The sequence below is a fragment of the Arthrobacter sp. NPDC080031 genome (assembly GCF_040702485.1).
In the GTDB taxonomy this organism is placed as follows: domain Bacteria; phylum Actinomycetota; class Actinomycetes; order Actinomycetales; family Micrococcaceae; genus Arthrobacter.
Window position 1 is genome coordinate 38,529 of record NZ_JBFBLA010000002.1, and the last position, 15,597, is coordinate 54,125.

General features: G+C 64.0%; 11 protein-coding genes. 7 read left to right on the forward strand and 4 right to left on the reverse strand.

Annotation, left to right across the window (positions count from 1 at the left end):
* Nucleotides 1–631 precede the first annotated feature (631 nt).
* Nucleotides 632–1,321, reverse strand: a complete 690-nt coding sequence (locus tag AB0323_RS02030; protein WP_366175909.1) for a YigZ family protein — start codon at nt 1,319–1,321, stop codon at nt 632–634.
* Between the two features lie 22 nt (nt 1,322–1,343).
* Here AB0323_RS02030 and coaE point away from each other — a divergent pair, with 22 nt between their 5' ends.
* The 3 genes from coaE to AB0323_RS02045 all read left to right on the forward strand — a co-directional run bounded on the left by coaE (nt 1,344) and on the right by AB0323_RS02045 (nt 6,088).
* The gene (coaE, locus tag AB0323_RS02035; protein WP_366175910.1) at nt 1,344–2,564 is read left to right on the forward strand and encodes a dephospho-CoA kinase; all 1,221 of its coding nucleotides are present in this window, start codon (nt 1,344–1,346) and stop codon (nt 2,562–2,564) included.
* A 222-nt stretch (nt 2,565–2,786) separates the two neighbouring features.
* Nucleotides 2,787–4,874: an excinuclease ABC subunit UvrB gene (uvrB, locus tag AB0323_RS02040; protein ID WP_366175911.1), complete on the forward strand. Its 2,088-nt coding sequence runs from the start codon at nt 2,787–2,789 to the stop codon at nt 4,872–4,874.
* Between the two features lie 179 nt (nt 4,875–5,053).
* Nucleotides 5,054–6,088 carry a TerC family protein gene (locus tag AB0323_RS02045; protein WP_366175912.1) on the forward strand — a complete coding sequence of 345 codons (1,035 nt, stop codon included), beginning with the start codon at nt 5,054–5,056 and terminating at the stop codon, nt 6,086–6,088.
* Nucleotides 6,089–6,153: 65 nt separating this feature from the next.
* Here AB0323_RS02045 and AB0323_RS02050 read toward each other — a convergent pair whose 3' ends face one another.
* The 3 genes from AB0323_RS02050 to AB0323_RS02060 are packed head-to-tail and all read right to left on the reverse strand — an operon-like array spanning nt 6,154 to nt 10,620.
* Nucleotides 6,154–7,524 (reverse strand): alpha/beta fold hydrolase, encoded by a 1,371-nt coding sequence (locus AB0323_RS02050; RefSeq protein ID WP_366176069.1) that lies wholly within the window; start codon nt 7,522–7,524, stop codon nt 6,154–6,156.
* 16 nt (nt 7,525–7,540) lie between these two features.
* On the reverse strand, nt 7,541–8,038 hold the full coding sequence (locus tag AB0323_RS02055; RefSeq protein ID WP_366175913.1) for a GNAT family N-acetyltransferase: 498 nt from the start codon (nt 8,036–8,038) through the stop codon (nt 7,541–7,543).
* 20 nt (nt 8,039–8,058) lie between these two features.
* A complete protein-coding gene (locus AB0323_RS02060) occupies nt 8,059–10,620 on the reverse strand; it encodes a DUF3516 domain-containing protein (protein WP_366175914.1) in 2,562 nt (853 codons plus the stop codon).
* 57 nt (nt 10,621–10,677) lie between these two features.
* Here AB0323_RS02060 and AB0323_RS02065 point away from each other — a divergent pair, with 57 nt between their 5' ends.
* The 4 genes from AB0323_RS02065 (at nt 10,678) to AB0323_RS02080 (ending at nt 15,596) form a co-directional block, all read left to right on the forward strand.
* Nucleotides 10,678–11,457: a trans-aconitate 2-methyltransferase gene (locus AB0323_RS02065; protein WP_366175915.1), complete on the forward strand. Its 780-nt coding sequence runs from the start codon at nt 10,678–10,680 to the stop codon at nt 11,455–11,457.
* Nucleotides 11,458–11,594: 137 nt separating this feature from the next.
* Nucleotides 11,595–13,337, forward strand: a complete 1,743-nt coding sequence (locus AB0323_RS02070; protein WP_366175916.1) for an ABC transporter ATP-binding protein — start codon at nt 11,595–11,597, stop codon at nt 13,335–13,337.
* Nucleotides 13,334–15,232 carry an ABC transporter ATP-binding protein gene (locus AB0323_RS02075; RefSeq protein WP_366175917.1) on the forward strand — a complete coding sequence of 633 codons (1,899 nt, stop codon included), beginning with the start codon at nt 13,334–13,336 and terminating at the stop codon, nt 15,230–15,232. The genes AB0323_RS02070 and AB0323_RS02075 overlap by 4 nt, the downstream gene beginning before the upstream one ends.
* Nucleotides 15,219–15,596 carry a GntR family transcriptional regulator gene (locus AB0323_RS02080; RefSeq protein ID WP_366175918.1) on the forward strand — a complete coding sequence of 126 codons (378 nt, stop codon included), beginning with the start codon at nt 15,219–15,221 and terminating at the stop codon, nt 15,594–15,596. Before AB0323_RS02075 ends, AB0323_RS02080 begins: the two co-directional genes overlap by 14 nt.
* Nucleotide 15,597 lies beyond the last annotated feature (1 nt).

Sequence of the window (15,597 nt, forward strand, 5' to 3'; positions counted from 1 at the left end):
ACATGCCCCTCGTTGGCAGCAAGGAGTGGACATATACCCACTATGTCCAGTGCTGGTGGCGAGGGGAGGGCATGTCCCGGTGTGGAAGCTCAGCCGTGGCCCGGGTCCCCACGGGACATGCCCCTCGTTGGCAGCAAGGAGTGGACATATACCCACTATGTCCAGTGCTGGTGGCGAGGGGAGGGCATGTCCCGGTGTGGAAGCTCAGCCATGGTCACCAAGTGATAACCATCTATCAAATATCTCCCACCCTGAGTTGGCATGTGATTGGCTCTTTGGACGAAGTAGTCTCCTGCGGATGGGTGTGATCAGACTTATGAACCCCTTGGTTAATGACTGCACCGCAGAATGACCACCATCTGAAATAGGCTGTTGCCGCTTCAGGGACCAATCCAGCTTGGATTTCACCCCGCACAGTGCGATCCGAGTGTCCCCACTGGACATGCCCCTCGTTGGCTGCAAGGAGTGGACATATACCCACTATGTCCAGTGGTGGTGGCCAGGGGAGGGCATGTCCCTTCCGGCTTGGCCCGGGTCGCCACGGGACATGCCCCTCGTTGGCAGCAAGGACTGGACATAAACCCACTATGTCCAGTGCTAGTGGTCAGGGGAGGGCATGTCCATACGAAGCTCAGGCCTGGAGGTCGACCCATTCCGTTCCCCGCAAGTGGAGTAACGAGGCGCCCCCGGTCATGGATGCCAGCCGCTCACCGGCGTCGGCGATTGCGATTGCATCATCAGGCAGGGCCACGCGCAGGATCGTCCCCGAGGGTTCGTAGCTTGTTTCGGCCATGGCATAGCCCGCGGAGCGCAGGTCGTTTTCAAGCCTTCCGGCCGCGTGGTGGGGCACGGGGATGTCGCAAATCCGCAGGCGGCGTCGCTGAACCAGGGGAGCGGAGTCCAGCGCGGCCGAAATTGACTCGGAATAGGCACGGACCAGCCCGCCGGCGCCCAGGAGGATCCCGCCGAAATAGCGCACGACGACGGCACTCACGTCGCTCAGGTCAGCCACCCCGGGAAGTGTCTCGCGTTTGATGAGTGCCTCAAGCATGGGGATGCCGGCTGTGCCGGAGGGCTCGCCGTCGTCGTTGGAACGCTGGATGACGCGATCCGGACCGAGGACGAATGCCGAGCAGTGGTGCCGGGCGTCATGGAATTCCTTGCGCAGTTCCGTCACCAAGGCGCGGGCGGAGTCCTCGTCCGAGGCGCGGCGCAGCACTGTGATGAAGCGCGAACGCTTGATCTCGAGTTCGTGGCGGAAATCGCCTCCAAGCGACAACGTTGTGTACGCGGTCGCCCGGCTTTCGTCCTGTTCTGCCACCGACCCAGTCTAGTGTGGAGGGGTGCTGAAGATTGGACTTACCGGCGGGATCGCCTCCGGCAAATCGCTCGTGTCCGCCCGGCTGAGGGAGCTGGGCGCCGTCTTGATCGATGCCGACGCGCTGGCCCGCGAGGTCGTGGAGCCGGGCACGCCAGGCTTGGCGGCTGTTGTTGCCGAGTTCGGTGAGGGCATCCTCGACGGCGACGGGCGCCTTGACCGGGCACGCCTCGGCGCGATTGTGTTCGCTGAGCCGGATCGCCGGGAAGCGCTTAACGCGATCATCCATCCGCGCGTCCGGGAGAAGGCCGCCGCGATGCTTGCGACCGCCGAACCGGGAGACATCGTCGTCCAGGATATTCCGCTTCTGGTCGAAACCGGGCAGGGCAGCAGCTTCCACTTGGTGCTGGTGGTCGATGCCTCGGACGAAGAGCGGATCCGTCGCATGACGGAGATCCGCGGCATGACAGTCGAAGACGCGGTCTCCCGCATGGCCGCGCAAGCCGGCAGGGACGAACGGTTGGCGGCGGCCGACGTCGTGTTGGACAACTCCGGAAGCGTTGAGGACGTTACGAAGCTCGTGGAAGCCCTATGGGAAGAGCGACTGGCACCGTTTGCCCGCAATCTTGCCGCCGGCCGCCCGGCACCGCGGGACGGCGGACCCGTCTTGTCCCCGCCAAACCCCGACTGGCCGGTCCAGGCCGAACGGCTGCTTGCCAGGCTCAGGCGGGCATCTCCGGAGATCCTGGGCGCAGACCACATCGGTTCGACATCGGTACCCCGCCTTCCCGCCAAGGACGTCATCGACCTGCAAGTAAATGTGTCCTCGCTGGAAGCCGCGGACCGGATAGCAACGGCCTTGGGCGAGGCCGGTTTCCCGTTGCAGGAGGCTTCCGCCCGTGACACGCCCAAGCCGCCGGACCTGGATCCATCGGCATGGCAAAAACGCTTCCATTGCAACTCCGACCCCGGGCGGGCCGCGAATGTCCATGTCCGGGTCCTTGGAAGTCCAGGCTGGCGTTATGCGTTGTTGTTCAGGGACTGGCTCCGCGCCAACCCCGACGCAGTGCGCATGTATACGGACATGAAACAGGAGCTCGCCGCGCTCCACGCCGGCGACCACCGGACCTTGGCGTATGCGGAAGCCAAGGAACCCTGGTTCACCGAAGTGGCCTGGCCGCTTATGGATGCCTGGGCCAGGAGCAGCGGGTGGCAGCCGCCGTCGCACTCCGCGGCACGAGACTAGGCGGTACGCATGGCCGGGAATCGGAGAATCACGTCCCATCTTGAGGGGCAGCGGCTCGGCGCCGTTCGCGCCCTGGCTTGTGTCCGGCATCTGGTTCGCCGTCAAGATGTTCCGTTCCATCATGGGACGGCTGGATGACAGCTGGATCCGCCCCGGCGGCGGTCCCCGTTCAACCGGAAAACGCGGACAGTAACTGTCCGCGGGCGGGGGTACATTGGATTCATGAGTCTTGCCCAGGAGATCAACCGAGTCGTCGCGCCCTTTGAGGTCATCAGCGAATTCAAGCCGGCCGGTGACCAGCCGGCCGCTATCGCGGAGCTGACCGAACGGATCAACAACGGCGAAAAAGACGTGGTGCTGCTCGGCGCCACCGGTACGGGCAAGAGTGCCACCACCGCCTGGTTGATCGAACAGGTCCAGCGGCCCACCTTGGTGATGGTCCAAAACAAGACCCTGGCAGCGCAGCTCGCCAACGAGTTCCGGGAACTGCTGCCCAACAATGCGGTCGAGTACTTCGTTTCGTACTACGACTACTACCAGCCTGAAGCCTATGTTCCCCAGACGGATACCTTCATCGAGAAGGACTCCTCCGTGAACGAGGAAGTCGAGCGGCTGCGTCACTCGGCCACCAACGCGCTGTTGACCCGCAGGGATGTCGTTGTGGTGGCCACCGTGTCCTGTATCTACGGCCTGGGTACCCCCGAGGAGTACATCGCCGGGATGGTCACCCTCACCAAGGGCGCGGAATTGAACCGGGACGATCTCCTGCGCAGGTTCGTCGCCATGCAATACACCCGCAACGACATGGACTTCCACCGCGGCACTTTCCGTGTGCGCGGAGACACCGTGGAGATCATCCCCATGTACGAAGAGCTGGCCCTGCGCATCGAGTTCTTCGGCGACGAGATCGAGAACATCTACACCTTGCATCCGGTCACGGGCGATGTGATCCGCGAGGAAACCGAGATGTACATCTTCCCGGCTTCGCATTATGTCGCCGGACCGGAACGCATGTCCCGCGCCATCACCGCCATCGAAGAAGAGCTCGCGGAGCGGCTCAAGGTCCTCGAAGGCCAGAACAAGCTGGTGGAGGCCCAGAGGCTGCGCATGCGCACCACCTACGACCTCGAGATGATGCAGCAAATGGGGTTCTGCAACGGGATCGAGAACTACTCACGCCACATCGATGGCCGCGGCTCCGGCACAGCCCCGCACTGCCTCATCGACTACTTCCCGGACGACTTCCTGCTGGTCATCGACGAATCCCACGTCACTGTCCCGCAGATCGGCGCCATGTACGAGGGCGACATGTCGCGGAAGCGCACCCTCGTGGACCACGGCTTCCGGCTTCCGTCGGCCATGGACAACAGGCCGCTCAAATGGGATGAATTCCTGGAACGGGTGGGCCAGACCGTCTACCTTTCCGCGACCCCGGGCAAGTACGAGCTGGGCAAGGCCGACGGTTTCGTCCAGCAGATCATCCGCCCCACCGGACTGATCGATCCGGAAGTCATCGTGAAGCCGACCAAGGGCCAGATCGACGATCTCCTTGGCGAAATCCGGACGCGGGTTGAGCGCGATGAACGCGTGCTGGTCACCACCTTGACCAAGCGCATGGCCGAGGACCTGACCGACTACCTGCTGGGCCACGGCGTCAAGGTCCAGTACCTGCACTCCGACGTCGACACCCTTCGGCGCGTGGAACTGCTCCGCGAACTCCGCATGGGCAGTTTCGACGTCCTGGTGGGCATCAACCTGCTCCGCGAGGGCCTCGACCTGCCCGAAGTGTCCCTGGTCAGCATCCTGGACGCCGACAAGGAAGGTTTCCTGCGCTCGGCCACTTCACTCATCCAGACCATCGGGCGCGCGGCCCGGAACGTTTCGGGTCAGGTCCACATGTACGCCGACCGGATTACGGACTCCATGGCGAAGGCCATTGAGGAAACCAACCGTCGCCGGGAAATCCAGGTCAAGTACAACACCGACAACGGTGTCGATCCGCAACCGTTGCGCAAGAAGATCGCGGATATCACCGATCAGCTTGCCCGCGAAGACGCCGACACCCGCGAGTTGCTCGCCGCAGCCGGAAAGGGCGGCCGGACCGGAAAGGGCAAGGGCGCTTCGAAGGTCCGGCAAGACGGCCTGGCCGCGGCGCCGGCCGAGGACCTGGTCGGTCTGATCGAACAGCTGACCGAGCAGATGCACGCGGCCGCCGCCGAACTCCAGTTCGAGATCGCCGCGAGGATCCGTGACGAGGTGGGCGACCTCAAGCGCGAACTGCGCCAAATGCAGTCCGCAGGGCACGCCTAAGGTAAAGTTGGGCCTACGTAGGGGAGTATCCCAAGCGCTAGGTCCGTCAACACGCAAGGCACAGCTGCCTCGCCGGGCCTAGTGGATCGCCGTTTGAGCGTTGTTGCCTTGAGGCAGGGTGACGCAGGCAGGTCGGAGAGACTTACGCCGTTTTGGCGTACCTGCGAAAGGCAATTTAGATGCAACTCCCCGCCTGGTTTGAGATCGGCTCTTTCGTCGTTCTCGGAATCATCCTCCTTGTCGACCTTCTCCTGGTGGTCAAGCGTCCGCATGAACCCTCCATGAAGGAAGCCGGTCTCTGGGTCGCCTTCTACGTCACCCTTGCCTTGGTGTTCGCCGTAGCGATGTTCGCGTTCGCCGGTCCGGAGCATGGCAGCCAGTTCATCGCAGGCTGGGTGACTGAATACAGCCTGAGCATCGACAACCTCTTTGTCTTCATCATCATCATGGCGCGGTTCTCGGTGCCCCGTAAGTACCAGCAGGAAGTACTGATGGTGGGCATCATTATCGCCCTCGTCCTGCGCGGTATCTTCATTGCCCTCGGTGCGGTGGTGATTGAGCAGTTCAGTTGGGTCTTCTACATCTTCGGCGCGTTCCTGCTGTGGACCGCGTGGAAGCAGGCCACGGACAACGGCGAAGACGAGGAAGATGGCGCCGAAAACCCGCTGATTGCCCGCATCCGCAAAGTTGTCCCGATGTCGGAGAAGTTCGACGGCGGCAAGCTGCGCACCACGGTCGACGGCAAGAAACTGTTCACGCCGATGCTGATCGTCTTCGTGACCATCGGCATGACGGACCTTTTGTTCGCCGTGGATTCCATCCCAGCCATCTTCGGACTGACGCAGAGCCCCTTCATCGTCTTCACCGCCAACATCTTCGCCCTCATGGGCTTGCGCCAGCTGTACTTCCTCCTTGGCGGCCTCATGAGCCGGCTGATCTACCTCAAGCACGCCTTGTCGGTCATCCTCGCGTTCATCGGTGTCAAGCTGGTCCTGCACGCCATGCACGTCAACGAACTGCCCTTCATCAACGGCGGCCACCATATTGAATGGGCTCCGGAGATCCCGACCTATGTGTCCTTGGCGGTCATCATCGGCACGATCGTGGTAGCGGTTGTCGCGAGCCTCATGACCCCCGCCGCCAGCAAGTCCAAACTGGACGCCCGGCTCGAGGAAGACTCCCGCAAGAGCATGAACAAGGTCAGCGGCCACTGACAAATGCGGAGCCACTGACAAATGCGGAAGGCTTCGGAGCCCCGGGGCTCAGTTCGCCCCGGGGCTCAGTTCGTGCCGCGGGCCATCCCCAGAAGTCGGTTGAAGATGCCTTCCCCGTCTTCACCGATCCCGTCGTGATGAAAGTCCGCTGTGGTCCAGGCCTGGAGTCCGCGCACGGCCGCTGCGGTTTCCATGGATAGCTGGAAGTCCACGTAGATGTCGTCGCGGTACACGGCGGCCGCGACGGGCACAGTGTTCGCGTTCAGCCGGGACACATCGTAGAGCGGTTTCCAGTCTTCCTTGCCGGCCAACAGTCCGGCTACTTCCTGCAGGGGAACGAGCGCCGGATCCTGTTCGAAATACCAGGGATAGACCATTTCGCCGGTCAGGAGCGGTTCCGCGGCGTCGGGCCGGAACCCGGGGAATTCCGCGAGGACCCGCCACGCCGCCCAGTCCGTGGCCTGCCCCTGGCCGTAGATGGACTCGTGCAAGACTGCGTACAGGGGATTCGACGCCCGGGAAACGAGCCCGTGGACCTGTTCCAGGAACGCATCCGAGAGGCGCTCTCCGTCCCGGGAGGGCACGAAGGCGTCCTCCAGGAGGGTGTGCAGGGCATCCACACGGGCGTTCCCGCCCAGGAACGACCCCACCATTTGGAAGCGTTCCGTAGTGAGGCGTTCTCCGCTGGGCAGCCGCTCCTCCGTGGATTCCAGGTGCCGTGCAATCCGGGTGACCAGCTCGCGGTCCTCCGGATACCACGCGAAGTATTCCGCGTTTCGTTCCGCAACCCGTTGGAATGTGGCCCGGTAGACGCGCTCGGCGGGACCTTCCAACGGCGCCAGCCCTCCCGTGATGAGGACTTCGCTCAAACCTTCCGGCGCGAATGACAGGTACGTCAGCGCGCAGAAACCGCCGAAGCTCTGGCCGAGGACGGTCCACGGCTCCGAACCCAAGGCCTTCCGGATGAGTTCGGCGTCGGCCACGATCGAGTCCGCCCGGAAATGGGTGAGGTATTCAGCCTGCGCCGCGGCATCGCCGCGGAGCGGCAAGGTATTGCGGTCCGCCGGCGTGGACAGGCCCGTTCCCCGTTGATCCAGCATCAGGATGCGGAAATTCCTTGCGGCAGCCTTCATCCAGCCAGACAGGGACGTGGTTCGGGTTCCGCGTCCGCCGGGCCCGCCCTGGAGGTAGAGCAACCATGGCAGCCGGGCAGCATCTTCCTTCGAGTGCTCGGCGGAGACGAACTCCCGGGCGAAGACGGTGATCGTTTCAGCGGTGCCAGGAGCGTCCGCACCCCCGGCGGCCCAGTGGTCGAGGGGGACCGTGAAAAAATGCTCGGTGGTGCGGACACCCCTGAATTCGTGATGTGCCCGGATGGTGTGGGCCGCGTGCTCAACCGTTTGCCCAACGGCGGGCCGACTCGCGCGCCCAACGATGCCCTCAACCACCCGCTCAGCCACGAGCCATGACCTTGCCGTTGCCGAAGGCGCCCAGGGCTTCGCCGGTCAGCCGGAACGTGGACCAGCCGTCCATGGGCACGGCGCCCAGGCTCCGGTAGAAGTTGATGGACGGTTCGTTCCAGTCCAGGACGCTCCACTCCACCCTTGCGTAACCGCGTTCGACGGCGGTGGCGGCCAGGTGCTGCAGGAGCGCCTTGCCGTGGCCCTCGCCCCGGGCATCGGGCCTGACGTAGAGGTCCTCGAGGTAGATCCCGTGGACGCCTTCCCACGTGGAGTAGTTCAGGAACCACAAGGCGAAACCCTGGACGTCCCCGGCTGCGTTTTCCGCCATGTGCGCATACACCCGCGGATTCTCGCCGAACAGGGCATCGGACAGCATTTCCGGCGTGTTCTTCACGGCGTCGGGCTCTTTTTCGTAGGCCGCAAGCTCATGGATCATCTGCAGGATCGCGGGGACGTCGGACGCTGTGGCAGGGCGGATAACACTCATGATTCGAGCTTACTAGGCGCCTAGAGGCGGTTGACCGAGGTCACCTTGACCACGGCGGTTCCGCTCTCATCCGAGGCTTCCAGGTCCACTTCGGCGGAAATGCCCCAGTCATGGTTGCCGGCCGGGTCATCGAAAATCTGCCGCACCCGCCAGATGCCGGGTTCCTCCGTGATCATGAGGAGTCCCGGGCCCCGGGCGTCGGGGCCGGTTTCGATGTCGTCGTGTTCGTCGAAGTAGTCGTCCAAAGCGTCTTCCCAGCGCTCCGCATCCCAGCCGCTGCCGGCGTCGAGCTCGCCCAAGGCGGCCGCGTCCTCGTCCGCGAACAACTCGACACGCCGGAACATCTCGTTGCGGACCATGACCCGGAAGGCGCGGATGTTGGATGTGAGCGACGGCGGGGGAGGAGGCGGGGCGTCGTGCGGCGTCGGAGCCACCCCGGAGGTGAGCTCTTCCCACTCGTCGAGCAGGCTGGAGTCGACCTGGCGGACCAGTTCACCCAGCCAGGCGATGAGGTCCTCGAGGTCTTCGCGGAGCGAGTCCTGGGGGACCGTCTGACGCAGGGCCTTGAAGCCGTCGGCCAAATACCGCAGCACGATCCCCTCGGAGCGGGCCAGCCCGTAGAACTGGACGAATTCACCGAAATTCATGGCGCGCTCGTACATGTCCCGGACCACCGACTTCGGAGCCAGCTCAAAGTCGCCCACCCAGGGTGCGGCCTTGCGGTACACCTCGAACGCTTCGCCCAGGATCTCCGCGAGGGGCTGCGGGTAGCTGACCGCTTCAAGCATGGCCATGCGCTGGTCGTAATCGATGCCGTCGGCCTTCATCGCGGCGACGGCCTCGCCGCGTGCCTTTTTCTGCTGCGCGGAGAGGATCTGCCGTGGCTTCTCAAGGGTCGCTTCGATCACGGACACGACGTCCAAGGCGTACGACGGCGACTCCGGATCCAGGAGCTCAAGCGCGGCAAGGGCAAACGGTGAAAGCGGCTGGTTCAAGGCGAAGTTGGCTTGCAAGTGAACGGTCAGCCGGACGGAACGGCCCTCTTTCTCCTGCTCGGCCTCGGGAATGCGTTCAACCACTCCGGCCGCCAGCAGCTCGCGGTAAATACTCAGGGCCTTCTTCATGAGCTGCAGTTGGGCCGGCCGGGCTTCATGGTTTTCGGTGAGGAGACGGCGGGCAGCGGCGAACGGATCCCCGGGGCGCTCCATCAAGTTGAGCAGCATTGCATGCGTCACGGTGAAACTCGAGGTCAACGGGTCCGGCACGGACTCCACCAAACGGGTGAAGGTGGGCTTCCCCCACGAGACGAAGCCTTCCGGCGGCTTCTTCCGCACGACTTGCCGCAGTTTCTTCTGGTCGTCACCGAACTTCGCCGTGGCTTTTGCCATCGCCTTCGCGTTCTCCACCACGTGTTCGGGCGCCTGCACCACAACTGTTCCGGCAGTGTCGTAGCCCGCGCGGCCCGCGCGGCCGGCGATCTGATGGAATTCCCGGGAGTTCAGCAGGCGGGTGCGCACGCCGTCGTACTTGCTGAGGGCAGTCAAGAGGACTGTGCGGATGGGAACATTGATCCCGACGCCGAGAGTGTCGGTGCCGCAAATGACCTTCAGGAGTCCTGCCTGTGCCAGTTGTTCGACGAGGCGGCGGTACTTGGGCAGCATTCCGGCATGATGGACGCCGATGCCGTGGCGGACCAGCCGGTTCAGGGTTTTGCCGAAGCCGGCGGCGAACCGGAAACCGGCAATCAGCTCGGCAATCTTGTCCTTCTCCTCGCGCGTGCACATGTTGACGCTCATGAGGTTCTGGGCCCGCTCGATGGCTTCGACCTGGCTGAAATGCACCACGTACACGGGAACCTGCTTGGTGCTCAGCAGTTCCTCGAGGGTTTCGTGGACCGGCGTTTCCTGGAAGTAGTAGTGCAACGGGATGGGCCGATCGGCCGAACTGACGGTTGTAGTGGACCGCCCGGTGAGTTCACTCAGGCCGGTTTCGAAACGGCTGACGTCTCCCAGGGTGGCCGACATCAACAGGAACTGGGCCTGGGGGAGTTCCAGGAGCGGCACTTGCCACGCCCAACCGCGCTGGGGATCGGAATAAAAGTGGAATTCGTCCATGATGACCGTGCCGAGCTCGGCTTCCTTGCCTTCGCGCAAAGCAATGTTGGCAAGGATTTCGGCGGTGCAGCAAATGATCGGGGCATCCTGGTTGACTCCCGAATCACCGGTGATCATCCCCACGTTCTCCGCTCCGAAAATGTCGCAGAGGGCGAAGAACTTCTCGGAGACCAAGGCCTTGATGGGGGCGGTGTAGTAGCTGCGCAAGCCGCGGGACATCGCCTCGAAGTGCGCGGCGATCGCCACTAGGGACTTTCCGGAACCGGTAGGGGTTGCCAGGATGACGTTGGAGCCGGACGCGAGTTCCATGATGGCCTCGTCCTGGGCGGGGTAGAGCTGAAGCCCGCGGCTCTCCGTCCATTCGACGAAGCGTGTGTAGATTTCGTCCGGGTCGACGCGTCCGCTGCCCGATCCGGCGTTGGACGTTCCAGCGTTGGATTTTACCGGGAGCTGCTCAAGAAGTTTCATTGCCTTCCAGCTTAGTGTGGGTGGAGCAGGCCACGGAGACGGGCGATGGAGGAAGCAGTGAAGTGGGAACCAGAGAAGTACATCGAGTTCGGCAATCACCGCGACCGGCCGTTTTTTGACCTGACCTCGAGGATTGCGGCGGAGGACCCGCGGCGTGTCGTGGATCTGGGCTGCGGACCGGGGAACTTGACGGCGACCCTCGCGGCGCGATGGCCCGGTGCCGCCGTCGTCGGTCTGGACTCCTCAGCCGAAATGCTGGCCAGGGCCCAGGTCCTCGCTCCCGGGCAACCCGGTCTCTCGTTCGTCCGCAAGGACATTGCCGAGTGGACACCGGAAGCGGACACCGACGTCGTGGTCAGCAACGCGGCGCTGCAGTGGGTGCCGGGCCATTTGACGATGCTGGCCGCGTGGCTCGAAGCGCTGAAACCAGGCGCATGGTTTGCGCTCCAGGTCCCCGGAAACTTCGGTGCGCCTTCCCATCTGCTCATGCGCGAACTGGCCGGTTCGCCGGAATGGTCCGGAAGGCTGTCCGGTGTGCTCCGGCACGAGGATGCCGTCGGGGAGCCGGCCGACTACCTGCGGGTCATGCTCGACGCCGGATGCGACGCCGACGCCTGGGAAACCACCTACCAGCAACTTCTGCCGGGAACCGATCCCGTACTGGAATGGGTCCGGGGAACCGGCCTGCGTCCGGTGCTCGCCGCACTCCCCGAAGACGAAGCGCGCGCCTTCGAAAAGCGTTATGCAGCCGCGCTCCGCGAGGCCTACCCGACGGACCGGCACGGGACGGTGTTTGCCTTCCGCCGGATTTTTGCGGTGGCACAGAAGCGGGGCTGAGCGGACCCGGATCCACGGAACGCCGGAAGTGCCGCCATTACAAGGTTTCGCACTGTGATCTGAACTACAATGGCAACGCGATCGCGGGGCGGCATCGTGTGGATCCGCTGCTCCGGAGGCCGACGATTGGAGGCAGTGTGCTGGCATCCTTGCTGTTGCAGCGGCTCGCCCCCTTCAAGGCCCACGTGCTGGCCATCGTTCTCCTCCAGCTTGTCCAGACCGGCGCCACACTCCTCCTGCCCACCCTCAACGCTGAGATCATCGACGACGGGCTTGTCGCCGGGAACAGCGAGGTGATCCTGCGCCTGGGCGCCTGGATGATGGTCCTTACGGTCATCCAGGTGCTTGCCGCCGTGCTGGCCGGCTATCTTGGAGCGATTGTCGCCATGAAGGTCGGCCGCGGTTTGCGGCAGGAACTCTTCGACAAGATCCATTCCCTGCCCGACCAGGACGTGGCAGCCTTCGGGCCGGCCAGCCTCGTGGTCAGGACCACCAATGACGTGCTGCAACTGCAGAACATCACGGTGCTCGTTTTCAGCATGCTGGTGGCAGCGCCCGTCATGGGCGTCGGCGGCGTGATCCTGGCAGTCGAACAGGACGTGGCCCTGTCCTGGATCGTTTTCGCCATCGTTCCCGTGTTGCTGGTCATCATGCTGCTGATTGTCCGCAAGCTCATCCCGCTGTACCGCGAAGGCCAAGGCCTGGTGGACCGGATCAACGGCGTGCTCCGCGAACAGATCCTGGGGACCGCGGTCATCCGGGCCTTTGTCCGCCAGCCGTTTGAGATGAAACGGTTCGAGGCCGCCAACGACGCCCTGACAAAGAACAACCTCCGTTCTGCCAGGATCGTCGCGGCCATGCTTCCGCTCGTCATGACCGTGGTCAACCTCTCTTCCGCAGGCGTGGTCTGGCTCGGTGGCCACCGCATCATTGCCGGCGACATGCAGCTCGGTGCGCTCACCGCGTTCATCGCCTACATCATGCAGATCCTCCTCGCGATCATGATGGCGATGTACGTCCTAAGCACGGCACCGCGGGCGACTGTCAGCGCTGAACGCGTCACCGAAGTGCTCGCCACGGAATCTGAACAGGTCCTGCCGGGAGCCACTGCCGGGGGAGCGGTGGCCCGTCCTTCGGCGGAAGGCCTGCGCTTCGACAACGTCGTCTTCGCCTACCCGGGAGCCGAAACCCCCGTGGTGGAAAACATCACTTTCCATGCTGCTCCGGGAACCACGACGGCGGTGATCGGCTCCACGGGAAGCGGCAAGTCGACCATCGTCAGCCTTGTGCCGCGGCTGCTTGAGGCAAGCAGCGGAACCATCTCGCTCAATGGCCGGGACATCGCCGCCGTTCCCCTCGGTGCCTTGCGCGACCAACTCGGCGTCGTGCCCCAGGAGACCTGGCTATTCCGCGGAACCATCGCCGAGAACCTGCGGATTTCACTGCCGTCCGCGACGGATTCGCAATTGTGGCATGCCCTTGAGACGGCCCAGGCCGCGGATTTCGTGAACGAGTTGCCGCAGGGGCTGGAAACCACGTTGTCCCAGGGCGGCGCCGGTCTCTCCGGCGGTCAACGGCAGCGCCTATGCATAGCGCGTGCGATCCTGCGTCCCGCATCCGTCTACCTCTTCGACGACAGCTTCTCGGCGCTGGACACAGTGACGGAAGCGAAACTCCGTGCCGCGCTTGAACCGGAACTCCGCGGGGCAGCCGTCATCATCGTGGCCCAGCGCGTCAACACCGTGGTGTCCGCGGACCAGATCCTGCTCATCGACGAGGGCCGCCTGCTGGCAAAAGGAACCCATGGCGAACTTCTCGAGTCCTCGGAGACCTACCGGGAAATCGTAGCGTCCCAGATGGAAACGGAAGAAGCCGCGTGAGCAGCGAAGGCGAGCACCCCGGCGTCACACCGAACCCGTCGCGGTCGCTCCTCCGCCTGGTGGGCTTGATGAAGCCCGCCCGCGGCATCATGACCGCGGCGATCCTGTGCAGCTGCGGCTTTGTCACGCTCAATGTCGCCGCCCCCAAGATACTCGGCGACGCCACCGACGTCGTCGCGGCCGCCGTGTTCGGAGCGCAGTTCGACGCCGGGCGCTTCGTCTTCCTGTTGCTTGTGGCTGCAGGCATGTATTGCGTCACCTCGCTGCTCAGCTGGGCGCAGGGCCGCCTCAACGCCCTCGCCGTGCAGCGGCTCGCATACGACCTCCGGGAAGCCGTGGAAGCCAAACTGCACCGGCTTCCCCTGGCCTACTACGACGGCCGCTCCCGGGGCGACGTCATGAGCCGGGCCACGAACGACCTCGACAACGTCTCGCAGACGCTCAACCAGCTCCTTTCCCAGCTCCTGACCTCAACGCTGATGGTCCTTGGCTCCCTCACGATGATGCTGCTGCTCTCGCCGCTCCTCGCCGTCGTATCCCTGATGGCTGTTCCCGTGTCGGCCCTTGCGTCGATAGTCGTGACCCGACGCTCGCAGAAGTACTTCGTCCGGCAGTGGGAAGCCACAGGGGACGTGAACTCCCTCGTGGAGGAGACCGCCACCGGTCATGAGACCATCAAGCTTTTCAACGCCCAGTCGTCGATGGCGGCCCGCTTCGCCGGCCACAACGACGGCCTGTACGCCGCCAGTTCCAAGGCACAGTTCGCTTCAGGGTTGCTTGTACCCCTCATGGCTTTCGTCTCGAACGCCAGCTACGTGGGGGTCGCGATTGTTGGTGCACTCCAGTTCCTTGCCGGGAGGATGAGCATCGGAGGCATCCAGGCGTTCATCCAATTCAACCGGCTCTTCAGCCAGCCGCTGGGCCAGATCGGCGGAATGGCCCAGGTCCTTCAGTCCTGCGCAGTTTCCGCCGGCAGGGTCTTCGAGCTGTTGGACGCAGCCGAATTGACAGCCGAACTGGCGGAACAGGGCCCCGCTGCCCGCGCCGACGGTTCAAGCCTTGATGCACGGTTTGATCTCCCTTCGGGAAGGGTTGCCTTCGAACACATCTCCTTCCGCTACCGGCCGGATGCCCCCCTCATCGAGGACCTGTCCTTCCATGTGGAACCGGGACAGACGGTGGCCATTGTCGGGCACACCGGAGCGGGGAAGACCACCCTGGTCAGTCTCCTCATGCGTTTCCACGAACTCGGCTCGGGAAGGATCACGATCGACGGCGTGGACATCGCCGGAATGGGACGTGATGCACTCCGCCGGAATTTCGGCGTCGTTCTCCAGGATCCATGGATTTTCACCGGCACCATCCGGGAGAACATCGAGTATGGACTTCCGGGCGCCAGCGAGGCAGACGTCGTTGCCGCAGCCGAGGCGAGCCATGTTGACCACTTTGTCCGCTCGCTGCCCAACGGGTACTCCACCATGCTCAGCAACGGAGGGGAACCCCTCAGCCAGGGTCAGAGGCAATTGCTGAGCATCGCGCGCGCACGGCTCTCGGGCCGGCCCATTTTGATCCTGGACGAGGCGACAAGTTCAGTGGACACCCGCACGGAAGTCCTCATCCGCCAGGCAATGCACAGGCTTCGGAGCAACAAGACGTCATTCGTCATCGCGCACCGCTTGTCCACTATCCGCGACGCTGATCTAATTCTCGTCATGGACCACGGACGGATCGTTGAACACGGCACCCACCATTCGCTGTTGGAGCTTGGCGGGCACTACGCGCGCTTGCACGAAGCACAATTCGCCGCCGGAGGCGGCGAGTTCGCCGAGATGCCGGTGAGGTCCGCGAAGCACCGCGCCGAGCAGGGGAAGAGTGCAGCAAATGAGCCCGCTTGAGTTTCCCGGTTCGTGGCGTCCCAATCAGTCCAGCACCGTCGCCCTGTACGAACAGCTTCGGCTCCGCGTCATCGAATTGGCCGACGGCGGCACCCTGCCTGCCGGGACCAAGCTTCCCGCAGTCCGCAGCCTGGCCGAACAATTGGATGTCGCCCCCCACACGGTGGCCCGGGCCTACAAGGAACTTGAAGCGGCCGGGGTGGTAGCCACCCGTGGCCGCAACGGGACGGTTGTGTGCGCCCGCGATGACCGCTGGAGCGCCTTGGCAGCGGTAGCGGCGAGCTACTCCGCCGCGGCCAAAGCGCAGGGTGCCAGTTTCGCGGAGGCTGTGCAGCTTCTGGCAGCGGCCTACGACGCCGATTGAT

Bases quoted from the DNA above. Each gene is read 5' to 3' on its own strand.
- uvrB (WP_366175911.1), top strand. From the start codon at position 2,787: ATGAGTCTTGCCCAGGAGATCAACCGAGTCGTCGCGCCCTTTGAGGTC.
- AB0323_RS02045 (WP_366175912.1), top strand. From the start codon at position 5,054: ATGCAACTCCCCGCCTGGTTTGAGATCGGCTCTTTCGTCGTTCTCGGA.
- AB0323_RS02055 (WP_366175913.1), bottom strand. From the start codon at position 8,038: ATGAGTGTTATCCGCCCTGCCACAGCGTCCGACGTCCCCGCGATCCTG.
- AB0323_RS02060 (WP_366175914.1), bottom strand. From the start codon at position 10,620: ATGAAACTTCTTGAGCAGCTCCCGGTAAAATCCAACGCTGGAACGTCC.
- AB0323_RS02080 (WP_366175918.1), top strand. From the start codon at position 15,219: ATGAGCCCGCTTGAGTTTCCCGGTTCGTGGCGTCCCAATCAGTCCAGC.